The organism is Candidatus Acidiferrales bacterium, from assembly GCA_035934015.1.
Classification (GTDB): Bacteria; Acidobacteriota; Terriglobia; order Acidiferrales; family UBA7541; genus DAHUXN01.
In genome coordinates, this window is sequence record DASYYH010000027.1 from 25,701 (window position 1) to 39,645 (window position 13,945).

Here is a 13,945-nt window from a genome sequence, read left to right on the forward strand (position 1 = left end):
GCGATACAATCCCGCCTTCTATCCAAAGGAGGCATCTCTGGAATGCGCCACAACGTTGCGTATCTTCGAGCCATCATTGCATTGCTTGTTTTCACAGTCTTTATTTCTATTCGCTTTGCGTCCGCGCAAACACTCGGCAAGAACTCCCTTTCAGGCATGACTTACCGCCTGGTCGGGCCGTTTCGCGGCGGGCGCGTCGAAGCGGTTCTCGGCATTCCCGGCAATCCCTACGTCTTTTATTTCGGCGCTGCTGCCGGCGGCGTCTGGAAAACGACCGACGGCGGTGGCAACTGGACGCCTCTGTTCGACCACGAGCCGGTCGCCTCAATTGGCGCGATTGCCGTGGCGCCTTCCGATCCCAACATCATTTATGTCGGCACCGGAGAACCTTGTTTTCGCGGCGACATTACCTACGGCGACGGAATGTACAAATCCGTCGATGGCGGCAAAACCTGGACGCACATCGGGCTCGATGATACGCGCCACATTTCGCGTGTGCTGATTGATCCCCATGACCCGAACATCGTTCTCGTCGCAGCGGAAGGCCACGCCTTTGGTCCAAACACGGAGCGCGGCGTCTTTCGCACGACCGATGGCGGAAAATCCTGGCAGAAGGTCTTGTACAAAGATGAGAATACCGGCGCAGTTGACCTTACTTTTGACGGCAATAACCCGCACGTGCTTTTTGCCGCGCTCTATCAAGTCGTACGCAAACCCTGGGACATCATCAGCGGCGGTCCGGGAAGCGGAATTTATAAATCTTCCGACGGCGGCACAACGTGGAAGCAAATCGAGGGCCACGGCCTGCCAGAGGGAATCCTCGGGCGCATCGGCATTTCCATTTCCGCTGCGGACCCTGACCGCGTTTATGCGCTGATCGAAGCCGAAAAAGGCGGGGTCTATCTTTCAAATGATGCTGGAGAGTCCTGGCAACTCGTAACCGGCGATCACCGTTTCTTGCAGCGCGCGTTTTATTACACGCACATTTTCTCCGACCCCAGCCACGCCGACACGATCTACATTCTCAATGTCGGCGCATACAAATCGACTGATGCAGGAAAAACTTGGATCACGCTGCGTCCGCCGCATGGCGACAATCACGCGTTGTGGATCGACCCTGAAGATTCCAACCGCATGATTACTGGTAACGATGGCGGCGCTGCCATATCCAACGACGGCGGAAAAACATGGACGTCGGAAGACAATCAGCCCACCGCGCAGTTTTATCACGTCGCTGCCGACGATCAATTTCACTACTACCTTTATGGCGCGCAGCAGGACAATTCTACTATGGCCATTGCCAGCAGCACCGACCACGGCGTCATCGGGCGTCAGGACTGGTATCCCGTCGGAGGCGGCGAGAGCGGCTATATCGTTTCCAGCGCGGATGGTGGAACGGTTTATGCCGGGGGAAACTACGGAATCATCACACGCTGGACGCGCGAGAACAATCAGGAGCATTTGATCACGCCAGCGCCTGTAATCATGGATGGCTCAGGCGCAGTAGATCAGAAGTACCGCTTCCAGTGGACCGCACCCATCGTCGCTTCGCCGTTTGATCCGCATACGATTTACATTGGCGCGCAAGTGCTCTTCAAAACCACGGACGGCGGGCAGACCTGGACAATCATCAGTCCGGATCTCACGCGCAATGACAAAAGCAAGCAGCAGCTTTCCGGCGGGCCAATCACGAAAGACAGCACAAGCGTGGAATTTTACGACACGATTTTCGCCGTCGCGGAATCGCCCGTGCAAAGAAATCTCATCTGGGCCGGCAGCGACGATGGCCTCGTGCATATCACGCGTGATGGCGGAAAAAATTGGGAAGACGTTACGCCCAAGCAAATGCCCGAATGGAGCAAGATCAGTCTCATCGAAGCTTCTCCATTCGACGCGGGCGCGGCATACATCGCCGTCGATCGTCACATGCTGGACGATTTGAATCCGTACATTTACAAGACGACGGATTTCGGCAAGACGTGGACTGAAATCATCAACGGGATTCCTACCGGCTCATTTGTTCACGCAGTTCGCGAAGATCCGAAAAGAAAAGGACTGCTTTTCGCCGGAACGGAAACGGGCGTCATGGTTTCCTTCGACGATGGCGCGCAGTGGCAGCCGCTGCAACTGAATCTGCCGACCGTGCCGGTGCATGACTTGATCATCAAGAACAATGACTTGGCGCTCGCGACACACGGCCGCGCGTTTTGGATTCTCGACGACATTACGCCGCTCCGCGAGATCCGCCCGGATACGCTCGGCCAACTAGTGCATTTGTTCGAACCTGCACCGGCATATCATTCGCACAGCGGCGGCGGTTTTTTCCGCCCGCGTGGAGCTGTGGGCCCGAATCCGCCGGGCGGCGTAATTATTGATTATGTGTTGAAATCCCCGGCCAAGAGCGACATCACGCTGGAAATTCTCGATGCCAGCGGCCATTTGGTTCGTAAATTTTCCAGCAAAAAACAAAATACGAGCGCGCCGTCCGAATTTCCGCGAGGACGAACAGCGGAAGCGCTGCCGAATAAGGCAGGGCTCAACCGATTCGTTTGGAATATGCGCACCGATGTTCCGCGCGAGGTGCCCGGAGCGGTCTATGACAATGGCCCTCCTGAAGGCATTTTGGTTGTGCCTGGAAAATACCGGGCGAAGCTCACGGTCGACGGTCAGGATTACACGGCGCCAATTCAAATCGTTCCCGATCCGCGCACGAAAACTTCCATGGAGGATTTGCAGAAGCAGTTCGATCTGGCGATGCAGGTGCGAGGCCTGGAAGAAACTGACCACAACACCGTTCTGGCGATCCGCGATTTGAGAAACCAATTGCAGGCGCTCGAAAAACGTTTCGGGGAAAGCGCCGCAGAAAAAGATGTGGTCGCGCAGGCGCAAGCTATCGACAAGAAAATGACGGTGATCGAAGAAAAGCTCATCTCCGTGAAATCGACTGCCAGTGAGGACCAGCTGAACTACGGCAACATGCTCAGCAGCCAGATTGCGTATCTGGAAAACAGCGTGGACGATTCAGACGAACCGCCGACGCAGCCGGAATACGAGCAGTACGCGGTTTACGAAAAACAGATGAATGAACTTTTGTCCCAATGGAAAGAAATTCTGAGTAAAGATGTCGTTGAGTTGAATGATCGGATGCGGCGGTCGAATACGCCGCTCATCGGCGTCGCGACGGGAAACGTTCAAAGCAAATAAATTCAAATTGCTTCGTGCAGCCAAAATAAATTTCCAGCTGCGCGGCGCGCAAGTTTTAGAAGCGCGGCGCATCCTCGGCCGGGGGATGCATCTGATATTCGTGCGGCGGCTCGGCGCCGAGGAGATAGCGAACAAAATAATCCCAGCGGCGGCGAGTCATGTACGCCGTGTCGTCGGCATAACCGTGGTGCTCATTGGGCAAAAGCAGCAGATCGAAATCCTTATTCGCCTTGATGAGTGCGTCGACAACGAGAAGCGTGTTGTAGGGCGGCACGTTGTCGTCTATGGTGCCGTGGGCCAGAAGCAAATGGCCCTTTAAGTTTTTCGCGACGAGCTCGTTCGCCTGATTGTCGTAGTTCGTGGTTCCATCGGGATTCTGGACGAGAAGCCCCTGCCACTTTTCTGCCCAATCATCTTCGTATTCGCGATTGTCATGGTTCCCGGATTCCGAGATGCCGACTTTGAAAAAATCGGGATAGCGGAACATGGCATCGGCCGTGGCAAAGCCTCCGCCCGAGTGGCCGTAAATTCCTGCGCGATCGACGTCAATCCAAGGATAACGCGCGGCGAGCTGCTTCATGCCTGCCACCTGATCGGGCAAAGTGTTGTCGCCCATGTCGCCGTAATACGCTTCGTGGAATTTTTTCGAGCGCCAGGGTGTGCCCATGCCGTCGATTTCAACGACGACAAAACCAAGCTCGGCGAGAGCCTGGCAGTCAGCGCGCGCGGCGGAAAAGTTTCGGCCTCCAACGCTGCCGGTCTGCGGGCCGGGATAAATATGATTGACGATGGGATATTTCATCTTCGGATCGAAGTTCGTGGGGCGGAACATCAGGCCGTAGAGATCGGTCACTCCATCGCGAGCTTTGACGGTGAATGGAATTGGCGGCTTCCATCCCGTGGCGAGAAGACGGGAGATATCCGTTTTTTCGATGGTCGAGACAAGCTTTCCATCACTATCGCGCAAGACGGCGACTGCCGGAGTCTCAGGTGTGGAGTAACTGTCGACGAAATACTGGCCTGACGGGGAAAGTGCGATTTCGTGGTTCGCGTTTTCGGGCGTCAATAACTGCAGATTCTTGCCATCAAAACCGATGCGGTAGAAATGGCTGTAATAAGGATTGCGGCCTTTCTCCTTTCCTACGGCGAGAAAATACAGCATGCGATTTTTCTCATCCACACGCAGAAGCTGGGTGACGTTCCCTTCTCCGGTCGTGATTTGATTCTTGAGCTTGCCGGTTTGGAGATCGTAGAGATAGAGCTGACCCCAATTGTCACGCTCGGAAAACCAGATGACTTCGTTGGATTCGGGCAAATAACGCCAGTTGACCGCACCGTTTCCGGATTCGTAGAAGGTGGCTACGGTTTCCTCGAGAACGTCGCGGACGTCTCCAGTGGCTGCATCGGCGACGCGCAGAACTTCATGCTTGTGGTCGCGCGATGTGGAAACGAAGGCGACATGCGTGGAATCGGGGCTCCAGTTGACGTCTGTAAACTGACCGGGGCGGCAGGCGATGTCATCACAAAGCGTCGAGCGATGCTGGTCGGGAGGCATTTTGAAGCGAATCACGCGCGGGCCGTCAAGATTGATGACGACACGCTGAATCGTGGTGACAACTTTGTCGCCCGGCAGCGGATATTTCCATGCTTCGAGCGTGGGATGTCCAACCAGGGTGCGGACGAGATACATATCGCCATCGCCGCGCTGGTCCTGGTGAAACGTGGCGATTTTTTTCGAGTCGGGCGACCAGAGAACGATGGGACGGTCGCTGTGAGTCCATCCGGCGTTGTCCGTGGCGTAACCGAAATCTTTCACGCCGTCGGTGGTGAGTTGCGTCTCCTGGCCAGACGAAAGATCGCGAACCCACAGATTGTAATCGCGGATGAAGATGGCTTTCGTTTTATCGGGAGAGATGGATTCCGGCGGATTCGTCGCCGCTTGACCGGGGATCTGTTCGGGCAGGTCCACGGGATTGTCATCCGCCTGGCACTGATTGGATTGCAAGTTGCATTTCCAGCCACGATTGTGGATGCGAAACGTGATCGCGTGGCCGTCGTTGAAAAATTCGAAGGTCATGAAGGGCAGGTGACGGGCGTCGTAGGTTTTGCCTGAGGCGGAAGAGAGCGCAGAGGCGACGGCGGCATGGTCAAAGGCAGGCGCGCGTGTGCCGTTCGTGGCATCGACCATGACAAATTCGTTGCCCTCGGCGGTTGTGAGGCGATACCAAAAATGGTTGTCGGGCAGCCAAGTCGCGCGCACGGTACGGTAGACGAGGGGGGTGGTGTTGTAGGGGAGGAATTTTTCGGCATGAGCGTAGTCGGCATCGGTCAGCGCGTGCGGATGAGCCGCAGCGGAGGTGTCGCCGGCCTGCGGCGGCTGTGCGGCAGCAATAGAAACAGACAAAAACAAAATGGAAATTATTGCAACGAGCGTTTTGCGCATGGAAAGTCCTCTCATGGCCCGAAAAATGGCATAGCGAGCGGGAGCATCATCGCCGAGTTGCGGCTGAGAGTAAAGAGTTTGGATTTTCGCTCTCGCGTGATTGGCGGCGGAAAGAATGCGCCGAAAACGGCGCGAAGAGCGGCCAGAAAGTGTGCAATTCTTATCGATTAGGATTGGCATCGACCCTTTCTTTTGTATGAGTTACGAAGATTTCTAATAATTACAGTGTCGATTAGAGATGGTCCGGATGACGAAGGTTCTGCAGCGGGAGTTCGCAGGCGCGACGTAGGATTTCGGCGCGTTGAAGAAAAAGGCGGCAAAACGGCAAATCGAAACATACGCGATTTTGTGGCGATTAGAATTACACCGATCCTTTGTTTTCTATAAGTTACGGCGAATTCTAATTCCGCGGTGTGGCGATTAGAAATTACAGCGCCGGTTCGACGCCGGGATTCAAGATGCGTGGCCGGCGTCCGTTTTGCGCGGCGACCAGCAAATTGCCATGCAATCAGCGGCGACGTACTCTCTCCTGCTCTACTTGCCGTCTTCATTTTCAAGTTTTCGCTCAAGCTTCACTTCCCTTTCGAGGCTCGCCAGTGATCGGGAGAGCCGCATGGGCTGCGAACATGCACGCGGCGCGCACAGAAAAATCATGGAGAATCTTGCAGAGAAATACAAGGTGTAGTGGTTGTAAGACGAAGGTCATCCAGCAGTTCGTTCCGATGCGGCCGCAAACTGATTCCGGAGCGAAATCAATAATCCATGACGTTCCAAGGCGCGGGTAAACTGCAGATTCCCTGCCCACGGCAGGCAGGCTCGTCGGAATGAAACACTTTGGTGATTTTTTTCGAGAAGCTATTGGATCAGCATCGCGTGCGGAAGAAATAGAGCGCTATTGCGACGATGGATACCAATCGAGAAGGCGGACTTCGATGCCGGTACCCTCCAAGTCCCTCTTGAGGATGCTGAGGTCCGAGCCGCGATAGTGATAAGGGATGACGATTTGAGGATGAAACGCTTTGACGGCCTCGGCGGCTTCGTCGGGAGGCATGGTGTACGGGAGATTCATGCAGACGAAGGCGACGTCGATATTCTTGAGCGCGCGCATTTCGGGAATGTTTTCCGTGTCGCCGGAAAAATAAAAGCGCTTGCCGCCGTAGGTGAGGACGTAGCCATTGCCGCGCCCCTTTGGATGATACAACTGTCCGGCGGCAGGGCCGCGCTGGATGTTGTACATGGGAATGGCTTCTATGGTCCAGGCACCCCAAGTTTTCGTTTCCCCATTGGAGATCGGAGAGCCGGTAGTACCGGTGGCGATTACGGAGGGCGGAGCGAAAATCTGCGTGCCGGGCTTGCTGATTTGCGCGATGGAGCCGGTGTCCATGTGGTCAGGGTGAATATCGGTGATGATGATCAGATCGGCAGGAGGAAGACCGGCAAAATTCGAGGGCCGGGCAGGGTCGATGTAAATGATTTTTCCGGCGGCTTCGATCATGAGGCTGGCATGGTAAATCGGCGTGATGCGAACCGGGCCGGCGGAAGTTTCAAATGTCTGCACCTGACGCGCGGGGGCAGCAGGCGAAACCCGCGCGAATGAAAGAAGAGCAGCGGCGCATGCTGCGCCGGCGATGACAACTCTAAGAGGAATCATGCTCGCACCTTTGCGAATTTCTTTCGTGCGAATGGGATGCTAGCACGTACAAACGAGGCGGGCAATCTCAACCGACGGCGGCAAGCGGAGGAGAGGGCGTTTGGGGCGCTGAAGGGCTGACGTTATTTCGCGGGAGAGACGACCGCTTGCTTATGGGCCTGCTTGTTTTCGTAAAGCAGATTATCAGCCGAGCGAAAGAAATCTTCCGGAGTGTCACCGTCGTGATATTCCGCCGCTCCTTGAGAAAACGTCACCGGAATGCGATTTGTCCCCATGTCCACGGTGATCGATTCCAAGCGGTGCAGGACGTCAGGAACTTGCGAGACTTTGCAATCGGTCAGCAGGAGCATGAATTCGTCGCCGCCCAAGCGGGCCGCTAAATCACCCTCGCGAACGACCTCTGCCAAACGATCCGCGAATCCTTTGATGACCACATCGCCAGCGAGGTGGCCGAGGCGGTCATTCGTCTGCTTGAGGTTGTTGAGGTCGAACAGCACGAGCGTCAGAGCATAGCCGCGGCGGCGGGCGCGGGCGATTTCGATTTTCAAGTGGCGCTCGGCAAAGCGGCGATTATAGAGGCCGGTGAGCGGATCGACGAGAGCCAGATTGCGCCAAAGAGAAGAATGGAACTGGCGCTCGGCAAGCTCGGTGCGCAGGCGGTTAATCAGGACTTTTTCATACGTGAGATAACAGATGAAAATCAAAATGACGCCGATGAGGCCCAGAATCGTCTCCAGCACGCTGGCGCCAAAAGCGGACTTTCTATCCGCCAAGATCGCAGGAAAAGAAAGCGAAACCACGCTGGCGGTGAGAACGAGAATCACAAGGACCGAGAAGGCCCACATCCACCAATCACGCCAGCGCAACTCGCGCAAGCGGGCGGAGTATTCCCAGGAGCGAAACGTCACATTTTTCGGGTCAGTTTCAGCGTTCTGGGCCTGCCGATCGTTGTGGTCCATAAATGGCAACGTCCATTGCGCGCAGCGTTGGGCCGACCCCAATCGAGCGAATTTCGCTGATTGTGAGGGTAGATCCTAAGAGCGCATAAGTTTAGTGAATTGTAGCAGATAGTACTTTGGCACTATTGCGCGGGGCGCATGCCTGCAGCAAACTAGTACACAATGATTGCAGCGTTCATTTGCGTGATGTCGCTTGGCGCGCTGGTGCAGTTCGCCATCTCGCAGTGGCGGTCCATTTGGGTCACGATGGCCGAGCAACCGCTCTCGAATTCGCTCGAGGCGGCGACGGGTATTGCCAACAGCGAGATTAGCGCACGACACTTCGACATGCTGGTCCGCGCATCGGAACAACTGTCCCGATCTGCACAAAAAGGCAATCTGTGGATGAAAGAGGTGAAGGTTTATTACCGCGCGCTTCAGGCATGCTTGAAATTGAGCGGGACAGCGCTGCCGAGGCTAGCGGGCTGGGCGAATCGAGAAATGACGGAATGTGCGCGGTTTGCGGCTGCGGTGCTGGACAGGCGCCTGAATAACTCCCTCGCTTACGACAACGGGACGCAAGACTCCTAAGCAATCCCTCCCGCCAATAGAAGCTCTGCTCAATCGAGAAAGAGAAGATCAAGGGCATTCGCGTACGGCAATCCGGCGAAAATTATGTATGCGGCGTGAATCGAGTTGCGCGCGAAGGTCAACCGCGGCTGTGTAGGAGAAAACAGGGTGAAAGCGGGAAAACGGAAGTCCTCCCGTATGGGGCAGAGCCATTCCAAAACGGAACGTGACGAGCGGCACAGAATCAGACGCGAACGCGAATACCGCACAAATACACGCTAACCTATTGAATCCGCTAATCATTAACAGAGGCTGATTTTCCTTCCTTTGGGCGAAATCTTGCAATTAGCGAAGGCGGGCGGTGAAAAGCGGCTCCAAGGCAGATTTGTGCCGCGGTCGTTGGGAGGAATCGGAAGGCATGCTCAGGAAAATGCAAACCGGCGAAATCTCACGGAGCAAATGGCCGAAGAGCACTGGAGATTCATCGCGATGAGGGAACGGTGATGAGGTCGAGCGGCCGCGGGAGGATGCGCATATCTCCGACGCTTTCCGTCCGCCACGAGAAAGTGGCGGGAGCGTGCAAAATTTCCGTGTTGTGCATGGTGGCGATCGTATGCGGGATTGGCATGGCTGGGACGCAGCCTGTCCTTGGCCAATCCAAAACCGAGGATTACGAGGTGAAGGCGGAGGATCTCTACAATTTCGCTGAGTTCACCGAGTGGCCTCCGAACACATTCCCCGATAAAAAATCTCCGATTGCCGTCTGCGTTTTTGGCAAGGATCCCTTTTCGGGCGATCTGGAAACAACTGTGCTTGGAAAAAACAAACAAGGACGGTCATTTGAAACGCGACACACGAATCGAGTAAACGGACTACGCGGATGCCAGATGGTCTTCGTGGATAGAACAGAGGCGAAACATCTGCCGGAAATCCTGGAAGCAGTGAAAAGCGCACCCGTGCTTTTGGTTGGAGACAGGGCCGATTTTGTGGAAAAAGGCGGGGAAATCGCGTTTGTCACCGAAGATGGCAAAGTGCATTTCATTGTCAACGTAGACGCGGTTGAACGCGCGCACTTGAAGATCAGTTCAAAGCTTCTCTTGCTGGCGAAAATCGTTCACGACGAAGCAACTAGGAAAGAAAACTAACGCGCAGATGCTTTCCAATTTTTCAATACGCCAAAAACTGCATGCCATTGTGATGCTGCCCTGCGGCGCGGCATTGCTAGCTGCCGCGCTGGCATTTACGGCTTACGACCGGCTGTCCTTCTTCACGACGAACCCTGAGGATCTGGCATCCATTGCCGAAATGGTCGGCGAAAACAGCACAGCGGCCATCAGTTTCGATGATGCGAACTCAGCAAAAGGCACGCTGGCTGCGCTCCGCGCCGAAAAGAACATCGTCGAAGCATGCATTTACGACGAAAGAGGCGAGATATTCGCGAGCTACCGCCGCGATTCTGCGCATTTGAACGAAGCCTTTCCGAGGGTTCAAGCAAACGGCATCGTGCGAACGAAAAAGACCCAGGGGCTGTTCGAGCCAATTACTCTGAACGGCGAAAAGATCGGGACGATCTATATCGAATCGGATTTTGGGAAACTGCAGGAGCGCAGCGCGCGATCTTCGACAATCCGTTTGCTGGTGTCGCTAGGCTCGCTGGGGATCGCTTTTCTGTTGTCATCGAGGCTTCAGAACGTGATTTCCGTGCCCATCCGAAGCCTCGCGGAGACGGCGCTTTCCGTATCTGCGAGTGAAAACTATGCGACGCGGGCACGGAAAACGAGCAACGATGAGATCGGTTTTCTCTATGACCAGTTCAATACGATGCTGAGCCGGATCCAACAACGCGACGCGGCGCTGCAACGGGCTCGCAACGAGTTGGAGGAAAGGGTCAATGAACGCACAGCTTTCCTGAATGCGCTGGTTGAAAACACACCGCTGGCCGTCGTTGTGGTCAACCGGGATGATGAGGTTCAACTGTGCAATCCGGCATTCGAGAAACTATTCCAGTACAAACATGAAGAGGTATTCGGACGAAGACTGGACATGCTGGTCCTCAATGAAGAGATGAGAAGGAAGATGGACAAGGCGTTTGGCATGAAGAGAGAATGCCGTTCGATAGAACTTGTGACGCAGCGGTGCCGAAAAGATGGCGCATTGATTGATGTTGAGGTCCACGGAGCGCCGTTGCTCGTGCGCGGAGAAGTGAATGGCGCGCTGCGCATCTATCAGGATATTTCCGAGCGAAAACGAGCCGAACAGGAAATGCAGCAGGCGAAAGAGGCGGCTGAGGCTGCGAGCGCGGCGAAAAGCGAGTTTCTGGCCAATATGAGCCACGAAATTCGCACGCCGATGAACGGAATCATGGGCATGACGGAGCTCGCACTGGAAACGGAATTGACTTCGGAACAGCGCGAGTACCTCGACACCGTGAAATTTTCGGCGGAGTCGCTGCTTACGGTCATCAATGACGTTCTCGACTTTTCCAAAATTGAGGCGCGGAAACTGAGTATCGACGCGATTGATTTTGATCTGCGGGACAACATCGGCGACGCGATGAAAACACTCGGCATTCGTGCACACCAGAAGCGCCTGGAAATCGCATACGACGTGCAGCCGGACGTTCCTGAAACAGTCATCGGCGATCCGGGAAGATTACGCCAGGTTTTGCTGAATCTGGTCGGCAATGCGATCAAGTTCACTGAGCAGGGCGAGGTGACCGTAACAGTCGAAGCAAGCACACAAACGCCAAATGACGCGGATCTGCACTTTGTGGTAGCGGACACAGGGATCGGCATCCCCAAGGAAAGACAGGCGGCCATCTTTGAAGCATTCACGCAAGCGGATGGGTCGATGACGCGCGAATACGGCGGCACAGGGCTGGGGCTGACGATCTCGACGCGATTGGTGGAAATGATGGGCGGGAGAATCTGGGTGGAAAGCGAGGCGGGCAAAGGGAGCCGTTTCCATTTTACGGTCCACCTTGGGAAACGCGCGGGACCGGCCAAGCCCTTAGCGATCAGCAGCGAGAGGGTGTTGCGCGGCATGCACGTGCTGGTAGTAGACGATAATGCCGTCAATCGAAGAATCCTCGAAAGAGTTTTGACCAATTGGGGGATGGAAGCCGCAACGGCGGACGGCGCGCAAGCAGCCATGGCATTGCTCGAGCAATTCAACAATACGAGCGAGCGATTCAGGCTGATTCTACTTGACGCGCGAATGCCCGGCATGGACGGGTTTACGCTGGCAAAAGAGATCAAGGATCATCCGGACTGGTCCTCGGCGACGATCATGATGCTTACGTCCGACGGCCAGCGAGGCGATGCGGCGCGTTGCAGACAACTGGGAATGGCGGCCTATCTGGTGAAACCCATCCGGCAATCCGAGTTGCTGGACGCCGTCCTGGCGCTCGCAGGAGCACGGCCGGAAACGAAGGAACCACAGCCGTTGGTCACCCAGCATTCGCTGCGCGAGCAACGGATGTCGCTCAACATTCTTCTCGCAGAGGACAATGCGGTAAATCAATTGCTCACCATGCGTTTGCTGGAAAAACACGGCTTCCAGGTGAGCGTCGCGCAAAATGGCCGAGAAGCACTCGATGCGATCGAAAAAGGCGTGTATCACCTGGTCCTTATGGATGTGCAGATGCCGGAAATGGACGGTTTCGAAGCAACGGACAGAATCCGGAAAGCGGAAGAAAAATCCGGGGGACACATACCGATTATTGCGATGACGGCGCACGCGATGGCGGGAGATCGCGAGCGTTGTCTGAAACATGGGATGGATGCCTATATTTCAAAGCCGATTCAAGGAAACGAACTCATCGCATTGATCAAGCGAATATGCAAGCTTGCTCCGGAGGCAATTGAAACGTAAAAAACGGCGTGGACGGAATGGGCAAGTTCACGGTGTCTCGCGCAGGATTTCGTCGCCATGAAGCAGCCACTACAGAAATTTCCGGTGTCCACACTTACCCCGTATGGGACCACAATGGAAGCCGACCAAACGGACTGAAACGTATGTTTTTCCTTGCAAAGTAAGCAAACGCGGCGATCTGTATTAGACGATCGCAACTGAGAAATACTTCTACGCTCGAACGTTTCCAGCGCGTGAAACATTTGGTCCATAAAGCAGCACCGGGAATGACACCCCGGCAGTGGCCCAATCCTTGTTTAACTGTTCAATCTATTATAGATAACATATCCGGATTGGGGTTGAACCAGCGGGGGATAATTTGGGGTCGCGCGAGAAACCAGCCAAATCGTGGGGAAATTCGAGCAGCTTTCCAAGGATGGTTCGAAGCCTTTCGGCCAAGCGGCAAGAAGTGATCCGGCCACTGCTAGAAAATCCGAGAAAGTATGTTCTCTATAGCCTGCGAGGCCTGGCGAAGGAATTCAACAGCGCGCCGGCGACCTTGCTGCGTATTGCGCGCGAAATGGGCTTTGCCAGCTATCGCGATTTTCGAAGCTACTTGCACGAGCTTGCGATTGCACAAGCGACGCCATTCGAAGTGCTAGAGAGCAGCGCGGGAAGTTCGAGTGTGGCGGGGCAAATTGAAGAGTCGCTGAGCCGCGATATGGCCAATCTTCGCGCTTTGCACCATAGCCTGGATGTCAAGCGCGTGATTGCGCTGGTGAAGAAGCTCTACGCCGCCGATTCCATTTTGATCCTGGGCGGTGACATGGCGGAGAGCCTTGCCCGTTTTCTAGAATACAATCTGATCGTAATCGGATTCAAGTCCATGGCGCTTTCCGGAGCGGGACACATTTCACACCGGGTTCGACAAGTAACGCGCCGCGATGTGGTGATAGCGATCAGCTACCGGCGCGGGCTGCGCCAAACCATTGAAGGATTGCGCCAAGCGAAGAACCGAGGCGCATATTGCGTGGGCATCACGGACAGCTCGATTTCGCCTGTCGCCAGATATGCGGATGAGTTTTTCTTAACGCCTACCGAGGGTCCGCTTTTTGCGGGATCGTACGTCGCGGCAATGTCGTTTCTGAATTTGCTCTTAGTTGGCTGTTCCAATTACCGCCGCGACCATACGCTGGCAATCCTCCGCGAAGCGGAAAAAGAACAGAGAACTGGCTTCCGCTGGTATTCCGAGACGTAATTCGCCCTTGACTCAGAAACATCGCAGGA

The 13,945-nt window shown here is 55.1% G+C and carries 8 protein-coding genes; 5 read left to right on the forward strand and 3 right to left on the reverse strand.

Annotated features, from left to right (window positions below; translation table 11 throughout):
• The first annotated feature begins 42 nt into the window (after positions 1 to 42).
• Entirely contained in the window at positions 43 to 3,204 is a 3,162-nt protein-coding gene (locus VGR81_13200; GenBank protein ID HEV2289894.1) for a hypothetical protein, read from the forward strand.
• A gap of 55 nt (positions 3,205 to 3,259) precedes the next feature.
• Here VGR81_13200 and VGR81_13205 read toward each other — a convergent pair whose 3' ends face one another.
• From VGR81_13205 to VGR81_13215, 3 genes are all read right to left on the reverse strand, one after another.
• Positions 3,260 to 5,827, reverse strand: coding sequence for a DPP IV N-terminal domain-containing protein (locus tag VGR81_13205; GenBank protein HEV2289895.1), 2,568 nt, complete (start codon positions 5,825 to 5,827; stop codon positions 3,260 to 3,262).
• A 712-nt stretch (positions 5,828 to 6,539) separates the two neighbouring features.
• Positions 6,540 to 7,298 carry an MBL fold metallo-hydrolase gene (locus VGR81_13210; protein HEV2289896.1) on the reverse strand — a complete coding sequence of 253 codons (759 nt, stop codon included), beginning with the start codon at positions 7,296 to 7,298 and terminating at the stop codon, positions 6,540 to 6,542.
• Between the two features lie 122 nt (positions 7,299 to 7,420).
• Entirely contained in the window at positions 7,421 to 8,257 is an 837-nt protein-coding gene (locus VGR81_13215) for a GGDEF domain-containing protein (GenBank protein ID HEV2289897.1), read from the reverse strand.
• A gap of 162 nt (positions 8,258 to 8,419) precedes the next feature.
• Here VGR81_13215 and VGR81_13220 point away from each other — a divergent pair, with 162 nt between their 5' ends.
• The 4 genes from VGR81_13220 to VGR81_13235 all read left to right on the forward strand — a co-directional run bounded on the left by VGR81_13220 (position 8,420) and on the right by VGR81_13235 (position 13,916).
• Positions 8,420 to 8,827 carry a hypothetical protein gene (locus VGR81_13220; GenBank protein ID HEV2289898.1) on the forward strand — a complete coding sequence of 136 codons (408 nt, stop codon included), beginning with the start codon at positions 8,420 to 8,422 and terminating at the stop codon, positions 8,825 to 8,827.
• A 482-nt stretch (positions 8,828 to 9,309) separates the two neighbouring features.
• Positions 9,310 to 9,951 (forward strand): YfiR family protein, encoded by a 642-nt coding sequence (locus VGR81_13225; protein HEV2289899.1) that lies wholly within the window; start codon positions 9,310 to 9,312, stop codon positions 9,949 to 9,951.
• A gap of 7 nt (positions 9,952 to 9,958) precedes the next feature.
• Complete coding sequence (locus tag VGR81_13230) at positions 9,959 to 12,679, forward strand: response regulator (protein ID HEV2289900.1); 2,721 nt, start codon at positions 9,959 to 9,961, stop codon at positions 12,677 to 12,679.
• Positions 12,680 to 13,094: 415 nt separating this feature from the next.
• Positions 13,095 to 13,916, forward strand: coding sequence for a MurR/RpiR family transcriptional regulator (locus VGR81_13235; GenBank protein ID HEV2289901.1), 822 nt, complete (start codon positions 13,095 to 13,097; stop codon positions 13,914 to 13,916).
• Positions 13,917 to 13,945: the final 29 nt, after the last annotated feature.

Excerpts from the sequence above, each read along its gene's own strand:
- VGR81_13215 (HEV2289897.1), bottom strand. The coding sequence starts at position 8,257 with ATGGACCACAACGATCGGCAGGCCCAGAACGCTGAAACTGACCCGAAA.
- VGR81_13210 (HEV2289896.1), bottom strand. The coding sequence starts at position 7,298 with ATGATTCCTCTTAGAGTTGTCATCGCCGGCGCAGCATGCGCCGCTGCT.
- VGR81_13235 (HEV2289901.1), top strand. The coding sequence starts at position 13,095 with ATGGTTCGAAGCCTTTCGGCCAAGCGGCAAGAAGTGATCCGGCCACTG.
- VGR81_13225 (HEV2289899.1), top strand. The coding sequence starts at position 9,310 with ATGAGGTCGAGCGGCCGCGGGAGGATGCGCATATCTCCGACGCTTTCC.
- VGR81_13205 (HEV2289895.1), bottom strand. The coding sequence starts at position 5,827 with ATGCCAATCCTAATCGATAAGAATTGCACACTTTCTGGCCGCTCTTCG.
- VGR81_13230 (HEV2289900.1), top strand. The coding sequence starts at position 9,959 with ATGCTTTCCAATTTTTCAATACGCCAAAAACTGCATGCCATTGTGATG.
- VGR81_13220 (HEV2289898.1), top strand. The coding sequence starts at position 8,420 with ATGATTGCAGCGTTCATTTGCGTGATGTCGCTTGGCGCGCTGGTGCAG.
- VGR81_13200 (HEV2289894.1), top strand. The coding sequence starts at position 43 with ATGCGCCACAACGTTGCGTATCTTCGAGCCATCATTGCATTGCTTGTT.